Below are 26,729 nucleotides of genomic sequence, written 5' to 3' on the forward strand. Positions count from 1 at the left end.
GACCCGATTTCCTCGGTGCTTTCCAGGTTTCCGCTCTCGCGTTTCCCTTTCCGGCGGTTCCGACTTTATCAGAGGTTCTGAGTCGGAATTTCCACCCGGTCCGGGCTCCTGGATCCAGCGCATGAAGCACTGGGGTTCCCGGTTGGGCGGAGCCGTAAACGTACTGGAGCGGGGCTGCTCGATGCAAATCGAGGCGCCCCGCTCCGGGTTCACGCGTACGACGGGTCGTACGAACGCTGTACGCGCGTCAGACCTCCACGACGACCGGCAGGATCATCGGCCGGCGTCGGTACCTGTCCGAGACCCACTTGCCGAGGGTGCGACGGATCAGTTGCTGCAGCTGGTGCGGCTCCACGACGCCGTCCTGGGCCGAGCGTTCCAGGACCTCGGAGATCTTCGGGAGGACGTCCGCGAACGCGGAGTCGTCGATACCGGAGCCGCGGGCCTGGACATGGGGACCGCCGGTGATCTTGCCGGTGGACGAGTCGACGACGACGAAGACCGAGATGATGCCCTCGTCGCCGAGGATCTTGCGGTCCTTGAGAGCCGGCTCGCCGACGTCTCCGACCGAGAGGCCGTCGACGTACACGTAACCCGCCTGGACCTTGCCGGAGATCTTGGCCTTGCCTGCGACCAGGTCGACGACGACGCCGTCCTCGGCGATGACGATGCGGTCGTGCGGTACGCCGGTGAGTGCGCCGAGCTCGGCGTTGGCACGCAGGTGGCGCCATTCGCCGTGGACCGGCATCAGGTTCCTGGGCCGGCAGATGTTGTAGAAGTACAGCAGCTCGCCGGCGGACGCGTGGCCGGAGACGTGCACCTTGGCGTTGCCCTTGTGGACGACGTTGGCGCCCCAGCGGGTCAGGCCGTTGATGACGCGGTAGACCGCGTTCTCGTTGCCCGGGATGAGCGACGAGGCCAGGATGACCGTGTCGCCGTCGACGATGCGGATCTGGTGGTCGCGGTTGGCCATCCGGGACAGGGCGGCCATCGGTTCGCCCTGGGAGCCCGTGCAGACCAGGACCACCTCGTGGTCGGGGAGGTCGTCGAGCGTCTTGACGTCGACCACCAGGCCCGGCGGGACCTTCAGGTAGCCGAGGTCCCTCGCGATGCCCATGTTGCGGACCATGGAGCGGCCGACGAAGGCGACCCGGCGGCCGTACTCGTGGGCCGTGTCCAGAATCTGCTGGATGCGGTGGACATGGCTGGCGAAGCTCGCCACGATGATCCGCTTGCTCGCGCTGGCGAAGACCTGGCGCAGGACGTTGGAGATGTCCCGCTCGGGCGGGACGAAGCCCGGGACCTCGGCGTTCGTCGAGTCGGCGAGGAGCAGGTCGATGCCCTCCTCGCTCAGCCGTGCGAACGCGTGCAGGTCGGTCAGCCGGCCGTCCAGCGGGAGCTGGTCCATCTTGAAGTCGCCGGTGTGGACCACCATGCCGGCCGGGGTGCGGATGGCCACGGCCAGGGCGTCCGGGATGGAGTGGTTGACGGCGACGAACTCGCAGTCGAAGGGTCCGACGCGCTCACGCCGGCCTTCCGCCACTTCCAGGGTGTAGGGGCGGATGCGGTGCTCCTGGAGCTTCGCCTCGATGAGGGCGAGGGTCAGCTTGGAGCCGATCAGCGGGATGTCCGGCTTCTCGCGGAGAAGGAAGGGGACACCGCCGATGTGGTCCTCGTGGCCGTGCGTGAGGACGATGCCGTCGATGTCGTCGAGGCGGTCCCGGACGGACGAGAAGTCCGGCAGGATCAGGTCGATTCCGGGCTGCTCCTCCTCGGGGAAGAGCACTCCGCAGTCGACGATCAGTAGACGACCGCCGTACTCGAAGACGGTCATGTTTCGGCCGATCTCACCGAGCCCGCCCAGCGGGGTGACGCGGAGCGCGCCTTCGGGGAGCTGCGGCGGGGCGCCGAGTTCAGGATGCGGATGACTCAAAAGACTCTCCTCACCACACACGCCACGTACCGATCGGGCACGTGGCGTGCGTGACGTTCGTGCATAAGCAGTTGTCGTTGTCCTTACGGGGTGCGGGCACCGGTGGTCCCGCCTATTCAGTTGTGAAGCGTTGCCGCGCGGACGGCCGCGCGGAAGTCTGTTGTCAGAGTTGTACCCCGCCGGCGGCAAGATCGATCTTGAGCTGGGCAATCTCCTCGGCCGAGCACTCGACCATGGGTGCCCGCAGGGGTCCTGCGGGCAGTCCCTGGAGGGCGAGCGCGGCCTTGGTGGTCATGACGCCCTGGGTGCGGAACATGCCGGTGTAGACGGGGAGCAGCTTCTGGTGGATCTCGGTGGCCTTGACGACGTCACCGGAGGTGTACGCGTCGACGAGGGCCCGCAGGTCGGGGGTGACCAGGTGGCCGACGACCGAGACGAAACCGACCGCGCCCACGGAGAGCAGCGGCAGGTTCAGCATGTCGTCGCCGGAGTACCAGGCGAGGCCGGACTGCGAGATGGCCCAGCTCGCACGGCCGAGGTCGCCCTTGGCGTCCTTGTTGGCGACGATCCTCGGGTGCTCGGCGAGGCGGACGAGCGTCTCGGTGCTGATCGGGACGCCGCTGCGGCCGGGGATGTCGTAGACCATGACGGGCAGCCCGGCGGCGTCGGCGACGGCCGTGAAGTGCCGGTACAGGCCCTCCTGTGGGGGCTTGTTGTAGTACGGCGTGACGATCAGCAGGCCGTGGGCGCCGTCGCGCTCGGCCTGGCGGGCCAGTTCGACGCTGTGGTGGGTGTCGTTGGTGCCGACCCCGGCCACGACGTGGGCGCGGTCGCCGACCGCCTCCAGTACGGCTCGTACCAGGTCCGATTTCTCCGCGTCACTGGTGGTGGGGGACTCGCCGGTGGTCCCGTTGATGATCAGGCCGTCGTTGCCTGCGTCCACCAGGTGGGTGGCGAGCCGCTGTGCGCCGTCGAGGTCGAGTGCGCCGTCCGCCGTGAACGGCGTGACCATCGCGGTGAGGACCCGCCCGAAGGGGGTCTGCGGAGTGGAGATCGGAGCCATGGGTTACACGCTACTCGGTGCTCACGGCGCGGTCTGCCCTTGGGGTGTGCGGAAAGTCCGGACAAATGCGGAGCCCGGCACTGCCTGCTCGGGGGTTCAAGCAGTGCCGGGTCCGTTTGATCAGGCTAGATGAACTTCGCTAAATGCCGCAATACGGACACTTCGCGAGGCTGATCCGCACATCTGTGCCGAGCACGACAAAAAGCTCGACCGGCGGGCCGTGGGCGCCCTGCTACGGCGCGACCCGGCCGTTGGCGTTGAAGGCCGCATGGGTGAGCGGCATGAGCTTGGCCCACTCCGCCTCCATCTTCTCGCCGACCATCTCGATCTCCCGCTGCGGGAAGGACGGCACCTTGGCCAGCTCGTGCTGGGTGCGCAGCCCGAGGAAGTGCATCAGCGAGCGGGCGTTGCAGGTGGCGTACATCGACGAGAAGAGCCCGACGGGCAGCACCGCGCGGGCCACCTCACGGGCGACGCCGGCGGCGAGCATCTCCTGGTAGCGCTCGTACGCCTGGACGTACGACTCCTGCATCGAGCGTTCCACGATCTCCTGCTGTGCCTCGGTGCCCGGCACGAACTCGTACTTCCCCGGACGGCCCTGCTGCACCAGCTTGCGGTCCCCGCCGGGGACGTAGAAGACCGGCTCCAGTTCCCGGTAGCGGCCCGACTCCTCGTTGTACGAGTTGTGGACGACGAAACCGTTCGCGAGGAAGTTGTGCCAGGGGCCTTCCACAGAGAGGTCGTAGGTCATCTCCTCGCCATCGGCCTCGATGGCGAGGATCTGGTCCGGAACCGCCTCGGCGACCTTGCCGCCGCGCCGGGCCAGTGCCTGTTCCCCCGCGCTCTTGACGGCATGGCACGGCTCGCAGGCCGGGGCGAGGTTCTTCTCGTCGAGGGCCTGGAGCAGGTCACCGGCCACCGGGACGACGTGGTCCAGTGCGAGCTGCTCCCGCGGGAAGTCCTGACCGCACAGGTGGCAGGTGTCGGTGTCCTTGATGAGCCGTTCGCGCTGCATCGAGGTCCATACGCCGATACCCCGGCGCAGGCTCGGCGGGACCAGCCCCTGCGACGGGCGCGGCGCCGTGCCGGAGACCAGAACGGCATCCCCGACGGTGAGCTCTCCCGCCTTGCACCATCCCTCGGGCGTGAAGAGGGCGTGGTCAACCGTGCAGCGGAGAGTCTTGCCCGAGGCGGTGGTGATCTTGATGAGCGGCTTCACACCCGACTCGATCACGTCGACGATCCTGGCGCGCTGGGCGAGCAGGGTCTCCTCGTCGTAGCAGCGCACGTGGGTGCGGCGCACGGATTCAAGCTTGCGGATGCGGGTGCTGGGGTGCAGCTCCCGGAACTCCGCGACGGCAGACTCGGCCGCCTCGCGATTCTCGTACAGGCCGAGGTAGTGGTCGGTGTCGCCGCGGCGCACCTGGGCCATCCACTTGCCCGCCCGGCTGTTCCAGGTCACGCCCCCGGCCGAGTGCGGCAGCCGGTCCTCGACGCCCAGGTGCCAGAGCTTGTACAGCTCGGCGATGGTGCGCCGGCGCAGGTGACCGGCCTCGCTCTCCAGAGTGATCTCGGTGTCCCCGGCGATGCACCACCCCACCCGGTGCCGCATGAACTCGCGGAAGACGAAGATCGGTGCGCTGATGAAGAAGGTCATCGAGTTGTGTTCGAAGGGGCTGCCGTGGCGGTCCCGCATCAGGTAGTTGATGAGGCCCTTGGAGCGCTCCGGGTCCTTCTGCAGCTCGGCCAGGGACTGCTCGCCGGCGGTGGAGACCCGTGCGGCCCACAGCACGTCGGAGTCGGCCGCGCTGTGCTTGACCAGGTCGACGGTGACATCGCTGCGGAAGCTGGGCTTGAGGTCGTCGGCGGGGGTGTCGGTCACGGCTCGGAGGGTCCTTCCATCACTTCTCTCGGGCGGCGCCCACTCTACGGCCCGGTACCGACATCGGGGCGTTCGGTGCCGGGGCGCGGCATACACCGGCGAATTTCTGTGAATTCGGTGAAACCGGGCACCTTTCGGGTCACTCGCCCGTCTGTGTAGATGACAGACACCCGTTCGATCCCGAGAGGGGATGCACCGCCCATGTTCGGTCGGCGCGAACCGGTTCCGTTCGCCTTCCTCGCCGAAGCCGACAGGTTCCGGAGCAATGTGGCTCCACCGCCCCGTCAGCGGTCGTCCGCGAGTCAGATAGCCGGGCGGTGGCTGCTCGGGCTCACCATCGTGGCCGGGCTCGTGGGCTCGGTGGTGCTGGGCATGCCGGCGCTCTCCACGCCGTCCGACACACAGAACCAGCAGTCACAGGCCTCCCAGGGGCGCTGAACCCTTCCGGACCCCCGTGAGTGGTGGGCGGGGACACGGGCGGATAGCCTCACCGGGCACAGCCCACGCATGGATTGAGTGAGGACCAGCCGTGCCCCTGCCCTTCCTGACGGCCGACCGCACCTACGACGCGGCACTCGACAGCGCCCTTCCGCACGACGACCGGGAGCACTGGCGGCGCCCCTACCGGCCCGGTCCGTGGCGGGTCGGAGGAGCCGCCCTCTGGCTGCTGCTCGCCTCGTTCGTGCTGTTCGCGGCGGTGGCGCTGGCCGCGACCGGCTCGCTGTCCTCCGCCGGGGCGGTCCTCGGCATCGCGCTGCTGATCATCGCCGCCGCGCTGCGGATACTGCGTGTGGGCGTGTGGGTGAGCGCGCACGGGGTGCGTCAGGTGGGTCTGCTGTACACCCGGACGGTGCCCTGGAAGCGGATCGCCTCGGTACGTACGGCACAGCAGCCGGTGCGCTGGCTGGGTCTGCCGAGGACCGTCCAGGGTCAGGCGCTGACCCTCGTACGCACGGACCGTGCCGCGGCCGACACCGAGCCGCTGCTGACCACGCACGGGATGGACTTCGTGGGCCGGACGTCGGCCTTCGACCGTGCGGCCGACACGGTGGAGGCGTGGGCGGCGGAGTACCGGCGCGGGTAGCTCCGCCGGGAGTGCCGCGATGTGCCGAGTGTCGTCTGCGGCGCCGTCGTGGCTGATCGCGCAGTTCCCCGCGCCCCTACGGGGCGCTGCCGGTGCGTGGTGTTCAGGCTTCCAGCGGCCTGCCCTCGTGCAGGGCGATGGCGCGCTGCATCGCCTTGCGGGCGCGCGGGGTGTCGCGGGCGTCGTGGTAGGCGACGGCGAGGCGGAACCAGCTGCGCCAGTCGTCGGGGGCGGCCTCCGTCTCGGCCTTGCGTCTGGCGAAGACCTCGTCGGCGGAGTCCCGGTCGATCCGGCCGCCGGGTGTGCGCTTCAGCTCGTCCACGGGCAGGCCGCCCTCGGCGTCGAGCTGGGCGGCGAGGGCGTTGGCCCGGCGGACGAACTGGGTGTTCTTCCACAGGAACCACAGGCCGATGACCGGCAGGATCAGCACCGCCACCCCGAAGGTGACGGTGAGGACCGTGCCGGTCTGGATGAGCATCACGCCCCGGCTGCCGACCAGGACGAAGTAGAAGAGCAGGACGGCCGCCGTGACGGCATAGGAGATCTTCGCGCGCATGAGCAGGAACCTTCCGGGGCTCAGCCCAGGTCCAGGAAGTTCTCCAGGCCGAAGGTCAGGCCCGGAGTCGTGACCACGCGGCGGGCGCCGAGCAGGATGCCCGGCATGAAGCTGCTGTGGTGGAGGGAGTCGTGGCGGACGGTGAGGGTCTCGCCCTCGCCTCCCAGCAGCACCTCCTGGTGGGCCAGGAGGCCGCGGAGGCGGACCGCGTGGACGGGGATCCCGTCGACGTTCGCGCCGCGCGCGCCGTCCAGGGCCGTCACCGTGGCGTCCGGCGCCGCGGGGGTGCCGGCCGCGCGACGGGCCTCCGCGATGAGCTGCGCCGTGCGGGTGGCGGTGCCGGAGGGGGCGTCCACCTTGTTCGGGTGGTGGAGCTCGACGACCTCCACCGACTCGAAGTAGGGCGCGGCGATCTGGGCGAACTTCATCGTCAGCACGGCGCCGATGGAGAAGTTCGGGGCGATGAGCACGCCGGTCTCCGGGGACTGGGCGAGCCAGCCCCTGAGCTGCGCGAGACGCTCGTCGGTCCAGCCCGTCGTGCCGACGACGGCGTGGATGCCGCGGCGCACGCAGTAGTCGAGGTTGCCCATGACCGAGGCGGGGGTGGTGAGTTCGACCACGACCTGGGCGCCGGAGGCCTCCAGTGCCTCCAGCTTGTCGCCCCGGCCGAGGGCGGCGACCAGCTCCAGGTCCTCGGCGGCCTCGACCGCCCTGACCGCCTCGGAGCCGATCCGGCCCTTGGCGCCGAGGACCGCCACGCGCAGCTTGCTCATCTTCGTCTTCGTTCCTTACCGGTGGTGTGTCAGGCGACGGCGTCGTGCAGGCGTGCGGCCTGTTTGTCCTTGAGCGGGCCGATGACCGACAGCGACGGGCGCTGTCCCAGGATGTCGCGGGCGACCGAGCGGACCTCGTCCGGGGTCACCGCCGCTATCCGGGCCAGCATGTCGTCGACGGACATCTGCTCGCCCCAGCACAGTTCGCTCTTGCCGATACGGTTCATCAGCGCACCGGTGTCCTCCAGGCCGAGGACCGTGGAGCCCTGGAGCTGGCCGATGGCACGCCCGATCTCGTCCTCCGGCAGGCCGTACTCGGCCACCTGGTCGAGTTCGTCCCGGCAGATCTTGAGGACGTCGTGCACCTGCGAGGGGCGGCAGCCGGCGTAGACGCCGAACAGGCCGCAGTCGGCGAAGCCCGAGGTGTACGAGTACACGCTGTAGGCCAGGCCGCGCTTCTCGCGGACCTCCTGGAAGAGCCGGGAGGACATGCCGCCGCCGAGGGCCGTGTTGAGCACGCCGAGCGCCCAGCGGCGGTCGTCGGTGCGGGCGAGGCCGGGCATACCGAGGACGACGTGAGCCTGTTCGGTCTTGCGGCCGAGCAGTTCGACGCGGCCCGCGGTGCGGATCGTCCGGCTGCCGTCGCGCGGGGCGATGGGGGCGGCCGAGGCGTTCCTGAAGGCGCCGGCCTTCTCGAAGGCCGTGCGGACCTGTCGCACGACCTTGTTGTGGTCGATGTTGCCGGCGGCCGCGACCACCAGGTGGGTGGGGTCGTAGTGCTTCTTGTAGAAGCGGCGGATGCGGTCGGCGCTGAGGGCGTTGACCGTGTCGACGGTGCCGAGGACCGGGCGGCCCAGGGCGTTGTCGCCGAACATGGTGTGCGCGAACAGGTCGTGCACGCAGTCGCCCGGGTCGTCCTCGGTCATCGCGATCTCTTCGAGGATCGCGCCGCGCTCGACGTTGACGTCGTCCTCGAGGATCAGGGAGCCCGTCAGCATGTCGCAGACGACGTCGATGGCGAGCGGCAGGTCGGTGTCGAGCACGCGTGCGTAGTAGCACGTGTACTCCTTCGCCGTGAACGCGTTCATCTCGCCGCCGACCGCGTCGATGGCGGAAGAGATGTCCAGGGCGGAGCGGCGCGTGGTGCCCTTGAAGAGCAGGTGCTCCAGATAGTGGGTGGCGCCGTTCAGGGCGGGGGTCTCGTCGCGGGAGCCGACGTGGGCCCAGATGCCGAAGGTCGCGGAGCGGACCGAGGGCAGGGTCTCGGTGACGATGCGCAGGCCGCCCGGGAGGGTGGTCTTGCGGACCGTGCCGATGCCGTTCTCGCCCTTGATCAGGGTTTGGGTACGGGCAACGGCCCGCGCCTCCGAAGAGGTGCGGGCCGTTACCTGGGAGCCGTCGGACGTCACTGCTCGGCGTCGTCCTTCTGGTCGTCGGCGGACTCTTCGCCCTCGATCACGGGGATCAGGGAGAGCTTGCCGCGGGAGTCGATCTCGGCGATCTCGACCTGGACCTTCTGGCCCACGCCGAGGACGTCCTCGACGTTCTCCACGCGCTTGCCGCCGGCCAGCTTGCGGATCTGCGAGATGTGCAGCAGACCGTCCTTGCCGGGCAGCAGGGAGACGAACGCACCGAAGGTGGTCGTCTTCACGACCGTGCCCAGGTAGCGCTCGCCGACCTCGGGCATCGTCGGGTTGGCGATGCCGTTGATGGTCGTACGGGCGGCCTCGGCGGACGGGCCGTCGGCGGCACCGATGTAGATGGTGCCGTCGTCCTCGATGGTGATCTCGGCGCCGGTGTCCTCCTGGATCTGGTTGATCATCTTGCCCTTGGGGCCGATGACCTCGCCGATCTTGTCCACGGGGATCTTGACGGTGATGATCCGCGGGGCGTTGGGGGACATCTCGTCCGGGGTGTCGATCGCTTCCATCATCACGTCGAGGATGTGGAGGCGGGCGTCCCGGGCCTGCTTGAGGGCGGCGGCCAGGACGGAGGCCGGGATGCCGTCGAGCTTGGTGTCGAGCTGGAGCGCGGTCACGAACTCCTTGGTGCCGGCGACCTTGAAGTCCATGTCGCCGAAGGCGTCCTCCGCACCGAGGATGTCGGTGAGGGTGACGTAGTGCGTCTCGCCGTCGATGTCCTGGGAGATCAGGCCCATGGCGATACCGGCGACGGGGGCCTTCAGCGGCACACCGGCGTTCAGCAGCGACATGGTGGAGGCGCAGACCGAGCCCATGGACGTCGAGCCGTTGGAGCTCAGGGCCTCGGAGACCTGGCGGATCGCGTAGGGGAACTCCTCGCGCGTCGGCAGGACCGGCACGAGGGCGCGCTCGGCGAGGGCGCCGTGGCCGATCTCGCGGCGCTTCGGGGAGCCGACGCGGCCGGTCTCGCCGGTGGAGTACGGCGGGAAGTTGTAGTTGTGCATGTAGCGCTTGCGGGTCACCGGGGAGAGGGTGTCCAGCTGCTGCTCCATCCGGAGCATGTTGAGGGTGGTGACGCCCAGGATCTGGGTCTCGCCACGCTCGAACACCGCGGAACCGTGCACGCGCGGGATCGCCTCGACCTCGGCGGCGAGCGTACGGATGTCCGTGACGCCGCGGCCGTCGATGCGCTTCTTCTCCTTGATCACGCGCTCGCGGACCAGCTGCTTGGTGAGCGAGCGGTACGCGGCGGAGATCTCCTTCTCGCGGCCCTCGAACTCCGGGAGCAGCTTCTCGGCGGCCAGACCCTTGACGCGGTCCAGCTCGGCCTCGCGCTCCTGCTTGCCCGCGATGGTCAGCGCGGAGGCGAGCTCCGGGCGGACGGCGGCGGACAGCGCCTCCAGGACGTCGTCCTGGTAGTCGAGGAAGATCGGGAACTCGCCGGTCGGCTTGGCGGCCTTCGCGGCGAGGTCGGCCTGCGCCTTGCAGAGGACCTTGATGAAGGGCTTCGCGGCCTCCAGACCGGCGGCTACGACCTCCTCGGTGGGCGCCTCGGCGCCGCCCTTGACCAGCTGGATGGTCTTCTCGGTGGCCTCGGCCTCAACCATCATGATCGCGACGTCGCCGTCCTCAAGGGCGCGACCGGCGACCACCATGTCGAAGACGGCGTCCTCGAGCTCGGAGTGCGTCGGGAAGGCGACCCACTGGCCGTTGATCAGCGCGACGCGGACGCCGCCGATCGGGCCGGAGAAGGGCAGACCGGCCAGCTGGGTGGACGCGGACGCGGCGTTGATCGCGACGACGTCGTACAGGTGGTCGGGGTTGAGCGCCATGATGGTGGCGACGACCTGGATCTCGTTGCGCAGGCCCTTCTTGAAGGACGGGCGCAGCGGGCGGTCGATCAGACGGCAGGTGAGGATCGCGTCCTCGCTCGGCCGGCCCTCACGGCGGAAGAAGGAACCCGGGATCTTGCCGGCGGCGTACATCCGCTCCTCGACGTCCACCGTGAGGGGGAAGAAGTCGAGCTGGTCCTTGGGGTTCTTGGAGGCGGTGGTGGCCGACAGCACCATGGTGTCGTCGTCCAGGTACGCCACGGCGGAGCCGGCGGCCTGCTTGGCCAGGCGGCCCGTCTCGAAGCGGATGGTGCGGGTACCGAAGGCGCCGTTGTCGATGACGGCCTCGGCGTAGTGGGTCTCGTTCTCCACTAGCGTTTTCTCCTCGTCTTCGTCCCTCTCGCCCGTGTGGCGGGGGGACGGTTGCGGAGAAGCGCGCCCTGCGGTGCGGGCCGGTCTTCGATCGAAGCACCCGGGGCTCGCTTCCCCCCGGGGGCCACTACCGAGGACCGGCGGCGGCTTGGGTGCGCTTCTCCTCGTTCTGTGTCGTACGTCGTTATGTGTCGTGCGTATTGCGTTGTGCTACCACACTACAAAGCGTGAGTGACACTCCGCACGTTTCCGCACGTACGGCAAAGGGAGCGGCCCCGGTGTGCTCCGGGAACCGCTCCCCTTCACGTCGTCTTACTTGGCGCCCGCCGCACCACGGCGGATGCCCAGGCGGTCGACCAGCGCACGGAAGCGCTGGATGTCCTTCTTCGCCAGGTACTGCAGGAGGCGACGGCGCTGACCGACCAGGATCAGCAGACCCCGGCGGGAGTGGTGGTCGTGCTTGTGGACCTTGAGGTGCTCCGTCAGGTCCGAGATCCGGCGCGACAGCATGGCGACCTGGACCTCGGGGGAGCCGGTGTCGCCCTCCTTGGTACCGAACTCGGTGATGATCTGCTTCTTCGTAGCGGCGTCGAGCGACACGCGTACTCCTCGTAGTCTGTGAGTGGCCACCGAGTGCCCCCGGTCTTTGTCTCGGGGGAGCTTCCGTTACTCGGGAGGCGGGGTCCGCTGGGCGCGGCCTCCGGGGTCCGCAGAGGAATCCGGAGGTGCGTACACAAACGGCCGTCGTCCAGGGTACCAGTGCCGACGGGGGGCTCTGTCCCGGGGATCCGGAAGAGAGTACGGGCCCGGTACGACCGCCAGTAGTGTGACGGTCACAGCCCAGGTACGACGGGAAGGGGTCGCTGCGGGATGAGCGAGACGGCTGAGGAGATGAAGGCGCGCAAGGAGCGGGAACGGGACGAGCTCTACGCGCTCGACATCTCGGGCGTCGAGTGGCACTGCGCGCCGGGTACCGAGCAGGACGAGGAGCGGGTCGAGATCGCCTATCTGCCGGACGGCGCGGTGGCCATGCGGTCCTCGCTCGACCACGGCACCGTGCTGCGGTACACGGAGGCGGAGTGGCGGGCGTTCGTGCTGGGCGCGCGGGACGGGGAGTTCGACCTGGAGCCGAACGAGCGCAACGGCGGCCTGGCCGCCCAGTAGGCCCGGCGGACGGCAACCGGAAGGGGCGGCACGCGCGCGTGCCGCCCCTTCCGCGTCCCGTCGCGAGGCCGGCGCGGACCGCGCGCAATGTCCCGTCCTCCCGGGCCGGTTCACCTGGATCTCCTCCGTGCGCACGCGAGGACGGACCGGATGACGAACGCCAACTGGTAGCCGTACTGACGGTTCTTGCCCGTTTTGTTCATCGAGTGTTCGGCAACAGGAAGGTCCTGCACACCACTTCCGGGCAGGGTGTGACCAGGCGGACCTCTGACGAGAGGCGGACGGGCCTGCCGAGGTGCGGCTCGTGGTGATTAGGCTGGGAGGGGGGCGCGACGTCCGGACCGTGAACAGGACGTCGGTTTCCCGCGGGGGAGAGCCGGTGGATCGGACTACCTCACACGAATACGGATGCTGAGAACGACACGACATGGTCGTCGCGCCGGCACGGCATGAGGGTGCTCGACCACACCAGGAGGAACTGTGAGCAGCGATCGGGACGGGATCCGCGGGGGCTGGGCCACACCCGGCGATGACCAGCCCGACGCCGAGTCCCTCAACGAGATGACCGGCGAGTTCACGATCGACTACGCGCCGCCCGCCTGGTACACGCAGAACGCGGCCGACGGTCCGGGCACCGCCGAGGGTCCCGCGGGCACGTCCGGCGCGGAGAGCGGGCCGACGAGCGGGCCGACGGCGGGTGCGGGCGCCCCGGGCGCCGGTACGGGCCCGGCCGCGCCGCCTCGTTCGCCGTTCCCGCCGGGAGCGCCGATCCCCGGGCTGACTCCTCCTCCGCATGCCCAGCAGGGGGGTGCGAGGCCGGGTCCCGGGCTGTCCTTCACGCCGCCGTCTTCGCCTCCGTCCCCGCCCACGTCCGCGTCCGCATCCGCTCCGGGCGCGCCGTTCACACCGCCGCCCGCGTCGACGCCCGGCGCGCCCTTCACACCGCCGCCGGCATCGACGCCCGGGGCGCCCTTCACACCGCCGCCCGCCTCCACGCCCGGAGCGCCGTTCACGCCTCCGGCCGCCTCGGTGCCGGTCGTTCCCACCACGCCGCCGCCCGCGTCGACTCCCGGCGCGCCGTTCACACCGCCGCCCGCCTCCACGCCGGGGGCGCCCTTCACACCGCCGGCCGCTTCGACGCCCGGCGCGCCCTTCACGCCTCCGGCGGCTCCGGTACCGGCCGTTCAGACGTCGGACGCTCCGGTCACGCCGCCGCCTGCTCCGGCTCCGGGGGCGCCCTTCACTCCCCCGGCCGCGTCAACGCCCGGAGCCCCGTTCACTCCCACGCCCGCGTCAACGCCGGGGGCGCCCTTCACCCCTCCGCCTACCTCCACGGCGGGCGCGCAGTTGACGCCGCCGGCGCCTGCCGCCCCGCCCGCGGTTCCGTTCACCCCGGCCGCGCCGCCCGCCGACGGCCCCACGTCCGTGCCGAAGCTGCCGGTCGGTTTCGAACCGCAGTCGGCCACCGCCGAGGAACCGGCGGCGGAGCCCGAGCAGGACAACGGCGACCTGGAGAGCGGTGCGACGATGCGGTTCTCCGCCGTCGCGCTGAAGCGTGAGATCGCCGAGGCCGCGGCGCCCGGTGCCGCCGAGGAGGCGGACGGCGAAGCCGAGGCCGAACGGGAGGCCGAGGTCGTCGCGCTTCCGGTGAGCGCCGAAGGCCAGGAGAGCGAGGAGCCCCGGGAGACCGACGAGACGCCTGAGCCGTCCGTGTCGGCCGACGGGAGCGCCGAGGACGAGGAGAGCGAGGACGGGTACCCGCGCGACGAGTTCGCGGGCGCCGATACCGACCCCGACGCCGCAGCCGAGGCGGACGAAGACGGGTCTCCGGCCCAGGACGCGGTCGCCGTGGCCGCCCACAATGGCCACGATGACCACGACGGCAGCGACGACAGCGACGACAGCGACGGAGACGGGCCTCGCGCCGAGGCCGACGACGCCGTAGCCGCCGAGGACCCCGTCGCAGACCCGGTCGCGGGCACCGTCGCGGACCCCGTCGAGCCTCAGGACGCGCCCCCCGCCGTACCTCAGGCCGCCGTCCCCGCAGATCCGGCGCCGCCCGAGGAGGCACCCCCGGCTCCCGAGGACGCCGTACCCACCACCTGGGCTCCCCCGCAGACCCCGCCGATCCCGCCGACGCCTCCGGCCGTGGTCCCGCCGCTGCCGCCGTCGTACCAGCCCGCGGCCCCCGCGCCCGCCGCCGAGTGGCCGATCCAGCCGGCCGCGCCGGAGCCCGCTCCCGGCCAGCCGCAGCCCCAGCCCGCCGCCGCGCAGGGCACGCCTCCGTTCCAGCCGCAGGCCCCGCAGCCCGCGCCCGCCGCCTGGCACCAGCCCGTGCCCCCGCAGCCCGGCCAGCCGTACGTCCCGCAGCCCCCCGGGCCCGACGCGCAGGGCGGTTACGGCTTCCCGCAGCCCGGCGCCCCCGTCCAGCCGCCGCAGGGACCGGGCGGCTACGGGTTCCCCCAGCCCGGCGCGCAGCTCCCCGTGCCGCCGGTCCAGCCCGGCGGCTACGGCTTCCCGCAGCAGCCCCAGCCGCAACAGCCGCCGCAGACCGCCCCGCAGGACCCGCGTGCCGCACTGGCACCGCAGGCACCACAGGCACCTGAGCCGCAGACCGCACAGCCCCAGCCCCAGCCGCCCCAGCCGCCCGTCGACCCCCGGGCCGGTGCCGCCTGGCCGCAGCCCATCCAGCACGACCAGCGGCAGATGACCAACCCCGGTGCCGCGCCGCTGGGTTACACCGCCGCCGTGGAGCTGTCCTCCGACCGGCTGCTCAACAACAAGAAGCAGAAGGCGAAGAGCGGCCGGCCCGCCGCCGCGTCCTCCCGGTTCAAGATCGGCGGGAAGAAGGAGGAGGCCGAGCGGCAGCGGAAGCTGGAGCTGATCCGCACACCGGTGCTGTCCTGCTACCGGATAGCGGTGATCAGCCTCAAGGGCGGTGTCGGCAAGACCACCACGACCACCGCGCTCGGCTCCACCCTCGCCACCGAGCGGCAGGACAAGATCCTCGCCATCGACGCCAACCCGGACGCCGGCACGCTCGGCCGCCGCGTGCGCCGCGAGACCGGGGCCACCATCCGCGACCTGGTCCAGGCGATCCCGTACCTCAACTCCTACATGGACATCCGGCGGTTCACCTCGCAGGCCCCGTCCGGCCTGGAGATCATCGCCAACGACGTCGACCCGGCCGTCTCGACCGCGTTCAACGACGAGGACTACCGGCGCGCGATCGACGTGCTGGGCAGGCAGTACCCGATCATCCTCACCGACTCCGGCACCGGTCTGCTGTACAGCGCCATGCGCGGGGTGCTCGACCTCGCCGACCAGCTGATCATCATCTCGACGCCGTCGGTGGACGGTGCCAGCAGCGCGAGCACGACGCTGGACTGGCTGTCCGCGCACGGGTACGCCGACCTCGTGTCGCGCTCCATCACCGTGATCTCCGGGGTCCGCGAGACCGGCAAGATGATCAAGGTCGAGGACATCGTGCAGCACTTCGAGACGCGCTGCCGGGGTGTCGTGGTCGTGCCCTTCGACGAGCACCTGTCCGCCGGTGCCGAGGTCGACCTCGACATGATGCGGCCGAAGGTGCGGGAGGCGTACTTCAACCTCGCGGCGATGGTCGCCGAGGACTTCGTACGGCACCAGCAGATGCACGGCCTGTGGACCAGCGACGGCAACCCGCCGCCGGTCGCCGCCCCGCCGATGCCGGGCCAGCCCCTGCCGGGCCAGCAGTACTACGCACCCGGACAGCCGCAGCCGTACGCGCCGGGCCCGCAGCAGCCCTACGTGCCCGGACAGCCGTATCCGCAGCAGCAGCCGTACCCGCCGCAGCAGGAGCCGTACGGTCAGCCCCAGCCCGGCGCCCAGCCCTACCCGCAGCAGCCGGGACAGCCGCAGCCCCCACAGCCGCAGCCGCAGCCGCAGCCGCAGCCGGGATACGGCTACCCGCAGCAGCCCCCGCAGGGACCGCCGCCGCAGCAGTAGCCCGGCCGGAACGCCGAAGGGCGGTCGGTGCCCTGTCGCACCGGCCGCCCTTCCGCGTACAGGTTCCGCCGAGCCCGCCGGCGGATCAGGCGTTCTCGGCCGCCACCAGCTCCCGGCAGCGCTTGACGTCCTCGGCCATCTGCACCAGCAGCGCGTCGAGCGACTCGAACTTGGCCTGGCCGCGGACGTAGGCGAGGAAGTCGACGGCGACGTGCAGGCCGTACAGGTCGAGCCCCAGGCGGTCGATGGCGTACGCCTCGACCGTGCGCTCGGTGCCGTCGAACTGCGGGTTGGTGCCGACGGAGATGGCGGCCGGCATCACCTCGCCCTGGGCGTGCAGGTAGCCGGCGTAGACGCCGTCGGCGGGGATGGCGGTGTGCGGGAGCGTCTCCACGTTGGCGGTGGGGAAGCCCAGCTCGCGGCCGCGCTGGGCGCCGCGCACGACCACGCCCTCCACCCGGTGCGGGCGGCCCAGGATCTCGCGGGCGCCCGCCATGTCGCCCTCGGCGACCAGACGCCGGGTCAGGGTCGAGGAGAACGGCTCGCCGCCGCCCGCCTCGCCGCGCACGAACAGGTCGACGACCTCCACCTCGAAGTCGTACACCTTGCCCTGCTCGATGAGGAACTCGACGTTGCCCGCGGCCTTGTGGCCGAAGCGGAAGTTCGGGCCCTCGACGACGGCCCTGGCGTGCAACTTGTCGACCAGGACCTTCACCACGAAGTCGGCGGCCGACAGCTTCGAGAACTCGGTGGTGAAGGGCAGGATCAGCACCGCGTCCACACCCAGCTCGGCCATCAGCTCGGCGCGGGTGTGGTGCGGGGCGAGCAGCGGCGGGTGGCTGCCGGGGCGGACGACCTCGCTGGGGTGCGGGTCGAAGGTGACGACGACGGCCGGGATGCCCAGCTCACGGGCGCGGTCCACGGCATGCCGGATGATCAGCTGGTGACCGCGGTGCACCCCGTCGTAGGAACCGATGGTGACGACGCTGCGCCCCCAGTCCTCGGGGATGTCCTCCAAGCCACGCCAGCGCTGCACTGTGTCCGCTCCTCGAACCTGTGTCCGTTGTCCCTACTTACGCAGGTCTAAGGGTGCCATGTTCGGCGCAGTCGGCTCACACCGGCACGGTCGCTGTGACCGGGCGCACGTGTGCGCGGTCAGGCGGGGACCCGCACGCCCGCCAGATTCCCGAGCATCCGGCGGGTGCTCGGGCCGACCACCGCGGCCCATTCCTGCGGGGTGTCGCTGAGCCAGCGGGCCATCAGGGCGGCGAATCCGGGCACGTGCCGGCCCAGCTCGACCAGGCCGCGGTCGAACAGGGTCGCCCCCTCCGGGGTGCGGACGAGCAGCAGCCCGGTGCGCCTGACCAGCTCACGCATGCCGTCACCGGAGTCCTGGCGCCGCGCGGCGGCCGCGTGCAGGAGCGCGTCGAGGACGCCGGGGTCGCGTTCACGGTCCAGCAGGAACTCCAGGAGCTCCTGGCGCAGCGGTCGCGAGGCGGGGGTGCCGGCCGCGCCGAGTACGGTCGCGAGGGCCGCCCGGACCGGCTCGGGGCCGTCGGCGAGCAGCTCGGTGACCAGCGGCAGCAGGACGGTACGGGCCGCGGCGCCCTGGTCGAGGCGGCGCTCGACGAATCCGGCCACCTGCCCGGCGAGCTCCGGGCGCAGCTCCGCGGCCTCCAGGACCAGCTCGGTGACCCGCTGGGCGAGCGCGGGGGCGGTGATGTGCGCGAGCGTGCGCAGCACCTGCGCGGCGTCCGGTCCGCGCAGCCGGGCGCGGAAGGCCTCCAGGACCTCGTCGGGGTGGGTGACCAGGGCCGGGACCAGGGCGGCCGGCGTGAGCTGGTGGTCGCCGGTGGTGAAGTGGGTGAGCGCCTGCGGGAGATGACGGGCCCGGGTCATCGGGTCGCGGACCAGCAGCGCGAGGGCGCCGCCGTGCAGGGTGCAGTCGGCGGGGCGGGCCAGCAGGGCGAGCGCGGCGTAACGGAGCAGTTCGCGGTCGGGGGCGCTGCGGACGTGCGGGGCGGTGCGCAGCCCGTGCGCCACAGCGGCCACCCGGCGGGCCGGCCGCTCGTCGTGCGCCCAGCGGTCCACGGCCCGGCACACCGCCGACGGCTCGTCCTCGGCGAGTACGGCGAGCAGTTCGTCGCCGCGCCGGTGCGCCGCGTCCACCAGGACCTCGGTCAGGTCGTCCAGAGCCGGGTGCCGGTGGGTGTGCAGCAGCGCCTGGGCCGCGGTGGCCACGGTGGCGTGCGGCATCGCGGGCAACGGCCGTTCGTCGTCGAACCACCGCGTGAGATACGGCTGTACGGCGGTGGGGTCGGCGGCCAGCAGCCGGGCCACGGCGTCCAGGTAGCGCGGGGCCGTACCCACGGGCTCCGCCGCCGACGGCCGGGCCGACGGCGTGGCCGACAGCGTGGCCGACGGGCGAGTGGGCGGGCGGTTCGGCCGGGCTCCGAAGCTCCCGATGCCCGTGGTCTCCGGCAACGGCTCGTCGGCGAGCACCAGCCTGCGCAGCAGATCGAAGCGGTCGGCGGCCGGGAGGGCGAGCCCGGTCCAGAAGTCCGGCCCGAACTCCCTTGGTGCGGTGTGCTGTTGGCCCACCACCCGGTCGGCGAGCAGCCGCAGCACCCCGGTGTACGGGGTCGCGTCGGGCAGCCGCAGCAGGGTCTGGGCGAGCAGCCGCGCGGCCCACCAGTCGCCGGGGTCCAGGTCGAGGGCGTGCAGCAACTCGTCCAGCCTGGGCGCCAGTCGGGTCGGCCCGTACTCGCGGTCGAGCAGCAGCAGGGCCTGGACGACCGGTCCGGCCCGGTGGCGCGGAACGGGCAGGTGGTGGGCGTCCGGCGAGGTGCGGGGGCGGTGGACGAGGGCGAGCAGGGCCTCGTCCAGGTCCAGGTGCATGCCCTGGATCCAGTCGGCGAGTTCCTCGTGGGCGAAGCGGTAGCCGCCGCCGGCGGGCACCAGCAGGCCCTCGGTGAGCACGGCGGAGGCCCAGCCGGAGCCGCCGCCGAGGTGGGCGGGGACGGGACCCCAGGGGAACACCGCTTCGAACGACTCCCGGTCCAGCTCGCCCTGCCCGGGACCGAGACTGCGCCGGGCGGCCTCGTGCACCTGCCGGGAGACCCGGGCGGCGAGGCGTCGTACGGCCGTACCGCGCAGGCCGTTCTCGGCGGCCAGCCGGACCGCGATGCGCAGGCACATCAGGTCGAGGTGGGCGGCGAAGACGTCGTGCCGGTCGATCGGGTCCCCGTCGGCCGGGGCGTCCGGGAGAGCGGCGCGGATCTCCGCGAGCAGGCGCAGGGTGAGAGGGTGGCGGGCGTCCCGGTCGATGAGGGCGTCGTCCGGGATGCCGTAGCGGGAGCGGGCGCGGCGAGCCTCGTCGGGGGTGAGGTCGGCCAGCCGGACGCACGGGGGGCTGCCGCCGGTGCCGGGTCCGGGTGCGTCGTGCGGGTGTGCGTGGCCGTGGCGGATTCCGTGGCCGTGGCCGTTTCGGTGGCCGATTCCGTGGCCGATTCCGTGGCCGTTTCCGTGCAGGAGGTCGGGCGGGAACTCGGTGCCGGCGTGCTCCCAGTACTCCTCGCGGCAGGACAGGAGCAGGCGGGCGCCGGTGTCGCGCAGCCAGTCCGCGGTGCCCTCGGTCCAGGCGGAGAGCCGGTGGGCGAGGACCGGGGGCATCTCCTCGGGACCGTCCAGCAGGAGGAGGAGTGGACGGCCGGCGCCGGCGGCGAGGCGGGCCAGCCGTTCCACGGTCAGCTCGCCCAGGTCGCCGGGGAGCTGGGAGCGGGAGGCGGCGACGATCCGCACCGCGCGTTCCAGGGAGCGGCGGGCCGCGTCGGCGACGGAGTCGTCGGCGTCCTTGAGGTCGGCGCCACGGAGCCAGAGGGTGGGGGCGGGGTTCGCTTGGCGGGTGCGGCGGGCCGCGAGGGCGGCGAGTTCGGTGGTGCGGCCCGTTCCGGGGGCGCCGACGAGGGCCAGGACCGTGCCGGTGGGATTTCCGGTGCCGGTGCCGGTGCCGGTGCCTTCGGCGAAGGCCGACAGCTGCGCGGAGGTGGCCGAGCGTTCGACCGGTTGCACGAGGTCGGTGAGATCGCCGGGGAGTGCCATGAACGGCAGTGGGGCGGCTGCGGGCGAGTGGGGGCTGGTCGCGCAGTTCCCCGCGCCCCTTCGGGGCGCTCCCGGTGGGCCGTCCTGGTCCACGGATGTGGCCGTCAGTTCCAGTACGCCGGCCAGGTTGAGGTCGATGCCGTAGGCCGGGACCGTGGCCGCGTTGGTGGCGAGGAGCTCGGCCAGGGGGCCGCTGCCGGGGTGGTGGAGAGGGACGGCGAAGCCCACGTCGCGCTGGCCGGAACACAGGGCGGTGCCGAGGACCGCCAGGACCGCGCCGGTCTCCGCGTCGAGGACCGGGCCGCCGGCCGCCCCGCCGCCCCGCCGCAGGGCGTCCCGGCCCGCCGTGCCGATCGCCAGCTCCAGGGCGTCCTCCAGGAGATGGGAGCGGTCGGTGGCGGTGTACGTCACCCGGGTCGCGGCCAGGACCCGGGCCTCGCGCCAGCGGTCGGCGGCGATGCGCACGTAGGCGCCGGCCGGGATGCGTTCCCGTACGGTGATCGGGAGCGGGTCCACGGCGAGGCCCTCGGTGCGGACCAGGGCCAGGCCGAAGGCGGGCAGCGGGACGACGGCTTCCGAGCCGACCACGCAGGTGCGGTCACCGGCCGCGTGCAGCAGGATCCGGGCGAGGCCGTCGACCGCCTCGTGGCTGGTGACGAGCGTCCCGTGGTGATCGGCCAGGAAGCCGGTGCCGCGCGGGCGCCCGGCGAGGTCGCGGACCCGGACCAGCCGTGCGTCGAGCCCCGGCCCCGCCTCCCGCGGCGCCTCCCGCTCCACGTCCCGCGTCCAGTCCGCCGTCCGGCGACCGCTCCCGGTCCACGGGCCACATCCCGCCATGATCGAACCTCCCGCCCGTACACCCGTGCCTCAGGCCCTGCCCTGCGGACCGGGACCCAGCCGCGGGCCCTGCCGGCCACCGCTGACTTCCTGCGACCGGGTCCGCCGGACAGGCCCTTGCCCTCGACCGTAGGGGCGAAATGATCAGCCGGACAGAGCGGGTGTTGAACGCGCCCCCCTCTGCTCCCCCGGTTCACTCCGAGCGCCTGCTCGGTCGGGTGAATAGGCCGGGGCGGGTGGATACACCCTAGGGGTGGGGGAACCGAGGGGGGACCGTGGAGCGGCGGCGGCGCCAGACCCCGTGGTCGCCGCTCCACGGGCAGGGTTCAGACGAAGACGGCGAGGCTCTTCGCCTTGCCCTTCTGCTCCTCGACGAGCGCCAGGAAGCGACCCTCGGGATCGAACACGGCGACGGGACCGGTGCCCGCGTACTCGTCGGGCATCTCCAGGCGCACGCCGTTGACGAGCAGGCGGGCCCGCCTGGCGTCGACGTCCCAGCGGCGGAACGCGGCCCCGGCCGCCTCCGCGACCGGCATCACGGTCAGCTCCTGCTGGAGCTGGTCGAGGGTGCGCGCGGATTCCAGCTTGTACGGCCCGACGCGGGTGCGGCGCAGCGCGGTGAGGTGGCCGCCGACGCCCAGGTCGGCGCCCAGGTCGCGGGCGAGGGCGCGGATGTAGGTGCCGGAGGAGCAGACGACGGAGACGACCAGGTCGAGGACGGAGGTGCCGTCCTCGGCGACGGCGTCCCGGACGTCGTACACGGCGAACGACGAGACGGTCACCGGGCGGGCCGGGATGTCGAAGTCCTCGCCGTCCCGGGCGCGCTTGTAGGAGCGGACACCGTCGATCTTGATGGCGCTGACCTTCGACGGCACCTGCATGATGGCGCCGGTCAGCTTGGCGATGCCGGCGTCGACGGCCTCGCGGGTGACCTTGGAGGCGTCGGTGGACGAGGTGATCTCGCCCTCGGCGTCGTCCGTGACCGTGTTCTGCCCGAGGCGGATCGTCCCCAGGTACTCCTTCTCCGTCAGGGCGAGGTGCCCGAGGAGCTTGGTCGCCCGCTCGATACCGAGGACGAGGACACCCGTGGCCATGGGGTCGAGGGTGCCGGCGTGCCCGACGCGCCGGGTACGGGCGATGCCCCGCATCTTGGCGACGACGTCGTGCGAGGTGAAGCCCGACGGCTTGTCGACGATGACAAGGCCGTCGGGCGGGGTGGGCTTGCTGGTCATTCGGTGGCGTCGTCCGTCTCGTCGGCCTCGTCTTCGGAATCCGGCTTCTTGTACGGGTCTGCCTCACCGGCGTAGGCGGCGCCCGCGGAGGCCTCTCGGACCTTCGCGTCGGACTGGCGCGCCCGGTCGAGGAGGTCCTCGATGTTCCGGGCGGTGTCCGGGAGGGCGTCCGCGACGAAGGTGAGGGTCGGGGTGAACTTCACGCCGGCGGCCCGGCCGACCTCGGACCGGAGAATGCCCTTGGCGCTCTCCAGACCCGCGGCTGCCGCGTTCCGCTCCTCCTCGTCGCCGTACACCGTGTAGAAGACGGTCGCCTCCCTGAGGTCACCCGTGACCCGGGTGTCCGTGATGGTGACGTGGGTGCCGAGCCGCGGGTCCTTGATCCCGCGCTGCAGCTTCTGGGCCACCACCTCTCGGATGAGGTCCGCCAGCCTCTTAGCCCGCGCGTTGTCGGCCACTGGTCCGTCTCCCGTTCTTTCTTCTTGTCGTTCTCAGGTCTCAGGTCTAGTCGTCGTCGCCGTGGAAACGCCGTCGCACGGACAGCAGTTCCACCTCGGGGCGGCCGGCGACCAGCCGTTCGCACCGGTCGAGTACATCGGTCAGGTGCGCGGCGTCTCCGGAGACCACGGCGAGGCCGATACCGGCCCTGCGGTGAAGGTCCAGGTGGTCCACCTCGGCGGCACTCACGGCGTACTTCCGCTGGAGTTCGGCGACGATCGGGCGGACGACGGAGCGCTTCTCCTTGAGCGAGTGGATGTCGCCGAGGAGGAGGTCGAAGGACAGGGTCCCCACGTACATGTATGTATCCGGTTAACCCGCCGGTACGGGATCGATGGCCCTGTCAGGAACGGTACCCCGTCCCTGCCGGGGGCTCGACCGACTTTCCCCGCGCATGGGGGTCCGCCGCCTTCGCCCGCCCGCCCACCCGACTCGGTCGGCTGAGGGATGCCGCCACGGGGCTCCGCCCCGGATCCCGGACCTTCGCCCACCCACCACCCGACTCGGTCGGCCGGGACGGCACCGACCCGGTCGGCCGGGACGGCACCGTCTCGGTCCGCCGAACAGGCTCCGCCCCAGGGGGCACCTTCTCAGCTCGCCGAGTCGGGTGGTGGGTGGGCGAGGCCGGGGTCCGGGGCGGAGCCCCGTGGCGGTCGTGTCCCGACGGGAAAGTACCGGCCGACGGCACCGAAGTCCCGTCGGCCGGCCACCAACCGTAGGCGTTACGCCCGCGGCTTCTCGCGCATCTCGTACGTCGCGATGACGTCGTCGATCTTGATGTCGTTGAAGTTTCCGAGGTTGATACCACCCTCGTAGCCTTCGCGGATCTCGGTGACGTCGTCCTTGAAGCGGCGCAGACCCTCGATGTTGAGGTTCTCCGCGATGACCTTGCCGTCGCGGACGAGGCGGGCCTTCGTGTTGCGCTTGACCTCGCCCGAGCGGATGAGGACACCGGCGATGTTGCCCAGCTTGGACGACTTGAAGACCTCGCGGATCTCCGCCGTACCGAGCTCGACCTCCTCGAACTCCGGCTTCAGCATGCCCTTCAGGGCCGCCTCGATCTCCTCGATCGCCTGGTAGATGACCGAGTAGTACCGGACGTCCACACCCTCGCGCTCGGCCATCTGCGCCGCGCGGCCGGCCGCGCGGACGTTGAAGCCGATCACGATGGCGTCGGAGCCCATCGCCAGGTCGATGTCGGACTCCGTGACCGCACCGACACCGCGGTGCAGGACGCGGATGTCGACCTCTTCGCCGACGTCCAGCTGGAGCAGGGAGGACTCCAGGGCCTCGACGGAACCAGAAGCGTCACCCTTGATGATGAGGTTGAGCTGCTGGATCTCGCCGGCCTTGAGCACCTTGTCCAGGTCCTCGAGGGACACGCGGCGGGTGCGCTTGGCGAACGCGGCGTTGCGCTCACGGGCGGCGCGCTTCTCCGCGATCTGGCGGGCCGTACGGTCCTCCTCGACCACGAGGAAGTTGTCGCCGGCGCCCGGGACGTTGGTCAGACCCAGGACCTGGACCGGCGTGGACGGGCCGGCCTCGGCGACGTTGTTGCCGTTGTCGTCGAGCATGGCGCGCACACGGCCGTAGGCGTCGCCCACCACCATCGTGTCGCCGACCCGCAGGGTGCCTCGCTGGACGAGGACCGTCGCCACGGCACCGCGGCCGCGGTCGAGACGGGACTCGATCGAGATGCCCTGCGCGTCCTGGTGCGGGTTGGCCCGCAGGTCGAGCGAGGCGTCGGCCGTGAGGATCACGGCCTCCAGCAGCGAGTCGATGTGCAGACCCTGCTTGGCGGAGATGTCGACGAACATGGTGTCGCCGCCGTACTCCTCGGCCACCAGGCCGTACTCGGTCAGCTGACCGCGCACCTTGGTCGGGTCGGCGCCCTCGACGTCGATCTTGTTGACCGCGACGACGATCGGGACGTCGGCCGCCTTGGCGTGGTTGAGCGCCTCGACCGTCTGCGGCATGACGCCGTCGTTGGCCGCGACGACCAGGATCGCGATGTCCGTCGACCGGGCACCACGGGCACGCATGGCGGTGAACGCCTCGTGACCCGGGGTGTCGATGAAGGTGATCGCGCGGTCTTCGTCGTTGACCTGGGTCGAGACCTGGTAGGCACCGATGTGCTGGGTGATGCCGCCCGCCTCGCCCGCGATGACGTTCGTCTTGCGGATGGCGTCGAGGAGCCGGGTCTTACCGTGGTCGACGTGACCCATGACGGTGACGACCGGCGGGCGGACCACCAGGTCCTCCTCGTCGCCCTCGTCCTCGCCGAACTCGATGTCGAAGGACTCGAGCAGCTCGCGGTCCTCCTCCTCCGGGCTGACGATCTGAACCTGGTAGTTCATCTCGCCGGCGAGGAGCTGGAGCGTCTCGTCGGAGACGGACTGCGTGGCAGTGACCATCTCGCCGAGGTTCATCATGACCGCGACGAGGGACGCCGGGTTGGCGTTGATCTTCTCCGCGAAGTCGGTGAGCGACGCGCCGCGGGAGAGACGGATGGTCTCGCCGCTGCCGCGCGGCAGCATCACGCCGCCGACGCTCGGGGCCTGCATGGCCTCGTACTCCTGGCGACGCTGCCGCTTCGACTTGCGACCGCGACGCGCCGGACCGCCGGGACGGCCGAAGGCGCCCTGCGTGCCACCACGGCCACCGGGACCGCCGGGACGACCGCCGAAGCCGGGACGACCGCCGCCGCCACCACCGGGACCGCCACCGAAGCCGCCGCCACCGCCGCCGGGGCCACCGCCACCGGGACGACCGGCGAAGCCGCCGCCACCACCGGGACGGGCGCCGCCACCGGCACCGCCGGGACGACCGGCGAAGCCGCCGCCGCCACCGGGACGACCGGCGCCGCCGGGACGACCCGCACCGCCGGGACCGCGACCGCCGCCACCGGGGCCGGGACGCGGGCCGGCAGCGGGACGCTGCGGCATCATGCCGGGGTTCGGGCGCGGACCCGCGGACCCGCCGCCGGGACGCGGACCGCCCTGCGGACGGGGCATGCCGGACGGGCTCGGACGGGCACCGCCGGGAGCCTGCGGACGCGGACCGCCGCCCTGGGCGCCGGGCGCCTGCGGACGGGGACCGCCACCGGGGGCACCGGGGCCGCCCGGACGCGGACCGCCCTGCGGGCGCGGAGCCTGCGGGCGGGCCATGCCGGTGGAGCCACCGGACGTGAAGGGGTTGTTACCCGGACGCGGACCGGCCGGACGGGCACCGCCCGGACGCTGGCCCTGGCCACCGGGGCGCGGGGCACCCTGGCCCGGACGGGCCTGGCCCTGCCCCTGACCGGGGGCGGGACGGCCACCGGGACGCGGAGCGCCCTGGCGGTCGTCCCGACGGGGACCGGCACCCTGCGGACGCGGGCCCTGCGCGGCGGCCGGGCTCGGCGCCGCGGCGGCCGGAGGCGCCGGCGGAGCCGTGAACTCGGGCGCGGCCGGGGCCGGACGCGGGGCGGGACGGGGACCCGGACGCGGGCCGGACGCGGCCGGCGCGGGGGTGACCGGAGCCGGAGCGGCGGGTGCCGCGGCGGCGGGTGCCACCGGAGCCGCGGGCGCGGCCGGGGCGGCAGGCTGCGGGGCAGCCGGACGCGGGGCACCCGGCTTCGGGGCACCCGGACGGGCCGACTGCGCCGGAGAGGGCGCGCCGGGCTTGGGTGCCGCCTTGCGCGGGGCGGGCTTGCCGCTGCCGCCACCCTGGAGGGCGTCGGTCAGCTTGCGTACAACGGGCGCCTCGATCGTCGAGGACGCCGAACGGACGAATTCACCGAGTTCCTGGAGCTTGGCCATGACGACCTTGCTCTCAACCCCGAACTCCTTGGCGAGTTCGTATACCCGGACCTTAGCCACTTCGCTCCTTTTAGGTCCGGGTGCGTCCGGACCGTCGCTACTTCATGGGCGTACTCATCGCGTGCTCATCGAGTGCTCATCGCAATCTCGACCTACTTCCAACTCGCGGGGTACCAGAGCCGCACGGACGCTCC

Annotated in this window: 19 protein-coding genes and 2 pseudogenes; 5 read left to right on the top strand and 16 right to left on the bottom strand. The window is 71.9% G+C overall.

The genetic code is table 11. From position 1 onward, the window contains the following. Positions 1 to 247: 247 nt before the first annotated feature. From IEZ11_RS18685 to IEZ11_RS50945, 4 genes and pseudogenes are all read right to left on the bottom strand, one after another. Entirely contained in the window at positions 248 to 1,933 is a 1,686-nt protein-coding gene (locus IEZ11_RS18685) for a ribonuclease J (protein WP_189263939.1), read from the bottom strand. A gap of 163 nt (positions 1,934 to 2,096) precedes the next feature. Continuing rightward, positions 2,097 to 2,996 (bottom strand): 4-hydroxy-tetrahydrodipicolinate synthase, encoded by a 900-nt coding sequence (gene dapA, locus IEZ11_RS18690; protein ID WP_189263940.1) that lies wholly within the window; start codon positions 2,994 to 2,996, stop codon positions 2,097 to 2,099. Between the two features lie 232 nt (positions 2,997 to 3,228). Further along, positions 3,229 to 4,608, bottom strand: coding sequence for an FAD-dependent thymidylate synthase (thyX, locus tag IEZ11_RS50940; RefSeq protein ID WP_373294945.1), 1,380 nt, complete (start codon positions 4,606 to 4,608; stop codon positions 3,229 to 3,231). Continuing rightward, positions 4,588 to 4,878, bottom strand: a pseudogene (locus IEZ11_RS50945) (FAD-dependent thymidylate synthase); the annotation flags it as partial. The pseudogene IEZ11_RS50945 and the gene thyX, both read right to left, overlap by 21 nt. A gap of 201 nt (positions 4,879 to 5,079) precedes the next feature. On the opposite strand from IEZ11_RS50945, the gene IEZ11_RS18700 reads away from it, so the two are divergent. Together IEZ11_RS18700 and IEZ11_RS18705 are read left to right on the top strand one after the other, a co-directional pair. Next, positions 5,080 to 5,316, top strand: a complete 237-nt coding sequence (locus tag IEZ11_RS18700; RefSeq protein WP_189263942.1) for a hypothetical protein — start codon at positions 5,080 to 5,082, stop codon at positions 5,314 to 5,316. 91 nt (positions 5,317 to 5,407) lie between these two features. Beyond that, a complete protein-coding gene (locus IEZ11_RS18705; RefSeq protein WP_189263943.1) occupies positions 5,408 to 5,962 on the top strand; it encodes an SCO5741 family PH domain-containing membrane protein in 555 nt (184 codons plus the stop codon). Between the two features lie 103 nt (positions 5,963 to 6,065). Here the strand turns inward: IEZ11_RS18705 and IEZ11_RS18710 are convergent, their stop codons facing one another. The 5 genes from IEZ11_RS18710 to rpsO form a co-directional block, all read right to left on the bottom strand. Then, on the bottom strand, positions 6,066 to 6,518 hold the full coding sequence (locus IEZ11_RS18710; protein WP_189263944.1) for a tetratricopeptide repeat protein: 453 nt from the start codon (positions 6,516 to 6,518) through the stop codon (positions 6,066 to 6,068). A 20-nt stretch (positions 6,519 to 6,538) separates the two neighbouring features. Then, positions 6,539 to 7,291, bottom strand: coding sequence for a 4-hydroxy-tetrahydrodipicolinate reductase (gene dapB / locus IEZ11_RS18715; RefSeq protein WP_189263945.1), 753 nt, complete (start codon positions 7,289 to 7,291; stop codon positions 6,539 to 6,541). A 29-nt stretch (positions 7,292 to 7,320) separates the two neighbouring features. After that, the gene (locus IEZ11_RS18720; protein WP_189263946.1) at positions 7,321 to 8,700 is read right to left on the bottom strand and encodes a M16 family metallopeptidase; all 1,380 of its coding nucleotides are present in this window, start codon (positions 8,698 to 8,700) and stop codon (positions 7,321 to 7,323) included. Continuing rightward, a complete protein-coding gene (locus tag IEZ11_RS18725; RefSeq protein ID WP_189263947.1) occupies positions 8,697 to 10,916 on the bottom strand; it encodes a polyribonucleotide nucleotidyltransferase in 2,220 nt (739 codons plus the stop codon). Before IEZ11_RS18725 ends, IEZ11_RS18720 begins: the two co-directional genes overlap by 4 nt. A gap of 312 nt (positions 10,917 to 11,228) precedes the next feature. Further along, positions 11,229 to 11,516 (bottom strand): 30S ribosomal protein S15, encoded by a 288-nt coding sequence (gene rpsO / locus IEZ11_RS18730; RefSeq protein ID WP_089098391.1) that lies wholly within the window; start codon positions 11,514 to 11,516, stop codon positions 11,229 to 11,231. A gap of 270 nt (positions 11,517 to 11,786) precedes the next feature. Between rpsO and IEZ11_RS18735 the strand changes: the two genes are divergently transcribed. Together IEZ11_RS18735 and IEZ11_RS52745 are read left to right on the top strand one after the other, a co-directional pair. Continuing rightward, positions 11,787 to 12,080: a DUF397 domain-containing protein gene (locus IEZ11_RS18735; protein WP_189263948.1), complete on the top strand. Its 294-nt coding sequence runs from the start codon at positions 11,787 to 11,789 to the stop codon at positions 12,078 to 12,080. Between the two features lie 480 nt (positions 12,081 to 12,560). Continuing rightward, positions 12,561 to 12,641 (top strand): annotated as a pseudogene (locus tag IEZ11_RS52745) (SCO5717 family growth-regulating ATPase); the annotation flags it as partial. Between the two features lie 23 nt (positions 12,642 to 12,664). Here IEZ11_RS52745 and IEZ11_RS52750 read toward each other — a convergent pair. Then, positions 12,665 to 13,237: a hypothetical protein gene (locus IEZ11_RS52750; RefSeq protein WP_444544934.1), complete on the bottom strand. Its 573-nt coding sequence runs from the start codon at positions 13,235 to 13,237 to the stop codon at positions 12,665 to 12,667. Positions 13,238 to 13,427: 190 nt separating this feature from the next. Between IEZ11_RS52750 and IEZ11_RS18740 the strand changes: the two genes are divergently transcribed. Further along, a complete protein-coding gene (locus IEZ11_RS18740) occupies positions 13,428 to 16,067 on the top strand; it encodes a MinD/ParA family ATP-binding protein (protein ID WP_444544933.1) in 2,640 nt (879 codons plus the stop codon). An 85-nt stretch (positions 16,068 to 16,152) separates the two neighbouring features. On the opposite strand, the gene IEZ11_RS18745 is transcribed toward IEZ11_RS18740, so the two are convergent. From IEZ11_RS18745 to infB, 6 genes are all read right to left on the bottom strand, one after another. Beyond that, positions 16,153 to 17,103: a bifunctional riboflavin kinase/FAD synthetase gene (locus IEZ11_RS18745; protein WP_189263949.1), complete on the bottom strand. Its 951-nt coding sequence runs from the start codon at positions 17,101 to 17,103 to the stop codon at positions 16,153 to 16,155. 119 nt (positions 17,104 to 17,222) lie between these two features. Continuing rightward, on the bottom strand, positions 17,223 to 21,005 hold the full coding sequence (locus tag IEZ11_RS18750; RefSeq protein WP_229713159.1) for a trypsin-like peptidase domain-containing protein: 3,783 nt from the start codon (positions 21,003 to 21,005) through the stop codon (positions 17,223 to 17,225). Positions 21,006 to 21,331: 326 nt separating this feature from the next. Then, positions 21,332 to 22,237, bottom strand: a complete 906-nt coding sequence (gene truB, locus IEZ11_RS18755) for a tRNA pseudouridine(55) synthase TruB (protein WP_189263950.1) — start codon at positions 22,235 to 22,237, stop codon at positions 21,332 to 21,334. After that, positions 22,234 to 22,695: a 30S ribosome-binding factor RbfA gene (rbfA, locus tag IEZ11_RS18760; protein ID WP_189263951.1), complete on the bottom strand. Its 462-nt coding sequence runs from the start codon at positions 22,693 to 22,695 to the stop codon at positions 22,234 to 22,236. Before rbfA ends, truB begins: the two co-directional genes overlap by 4 nt. A 46-nt stretch (positions 22,696 to 22,741) precedes the next feature. Further along, positions 22,742 to 23,035, bottom strand: a complete 294-nt coding sequence (locus IEZ11_RS18765) for a DUF503 domain-containing protein (RefSeq protein ID WP_189263952.1) — start codon at positions 23,033 to 23,035, stop codon at positions 22,742 to 22,744. A gap of 422 nt (positions 23,036 to 23,457) precedes the next feature. Beyond that, on the bottom strand, positions 23,458 to 26,595 hold the full coding sequence (gene infB / locus IEZ11_RS18770; protein WP_189263953.1) for a translation initiation factor IF-2: 3,138 nt from the start codon (positions 26,593 to 26,595) through the stop codon (positions 23,458 to 23,460). Between the last annotated feature and the right edge of the window lie 134 nt (positions 26,596 to 26,729).

This window comes from Streptomyces fuscichromogenes (assembly GCF_014645815.1).
In the GTDB taxonomy this organism is placed as follows: Bacteria; Actinomycetota; Actinomycetes; order Streptomycetales; family Streptomycetaceae; genus Streptomyces; species Streptomyces fuscichromogenes.

Excerpts from the sequence above, each read along its gene's own strand:
- dapA (WP_189263940.1), bottom strand. The coding sequence starts at position 2,996 with ATGGCTCCGATCTCCACTCCGCAGACCCCCTTCGGGCGGGTCCTCACC.
- thyX (WP_373294945.1), bottom strand. The coding sequence starts at position 4,608 with ATGCGGCACCGGGTGGGGTGGTGCATCGCCGGGGACACCGAGATCACT.
- IEZ11_RS18700 (WP_189263942.1), top strand. The coding sequence starts at position 5,080 with ATGTTCGGTCGGCGCGAACCGGTTCCGTTCGCCTTCCTCGCCGAAGCC.
- IEZ11_RS18710 (WP_189263944.1), bottom strand. The coding sequence starts at position 6,518 with ATGCGCGCGAAGATCTCCTATGCCGTCACGGCGGCCGTCCTGCTCTTC.
- dapB (WP_189263945.1), bottom strand. The coding sequence starts at position 7,291 with ATGAGCAAGCTGCGCGTGGCGGTCCTCGGCGCCAAGGGCCGGATCGGC.
- IEZ11_RS18735 (WP_189263948.1), top strand. The coding sequence starts at position 11,787 with ATGAGCGAGACGGCTGAGGAGATGAAGGCGCGCAAGGAGCGGGAACGG.
- IEZ11_RS18750 (WP_229713159.1), bottom strand. The coding sequence starts at position 21,005 with ATGGCGGGATGTGGCCCGTGGACCGGGAGCGGTCGCCGGACGGCGGAC.
- truB (WP_189263950.1), bottom strand. The coding sequence starts at position 22,237 with ATGACCAGCAAGCCCACCCCGCCCGACGGCCTTGTCATCGTCGACAAG.
- IEZ11_RS18765 (WP_189263952.1), bottom strand. The coding sequence starts at position 23,035 with ATGTACGTGGGGACCCTGTCCTTCGACCTCCTCCTCGGCGACATCCAC.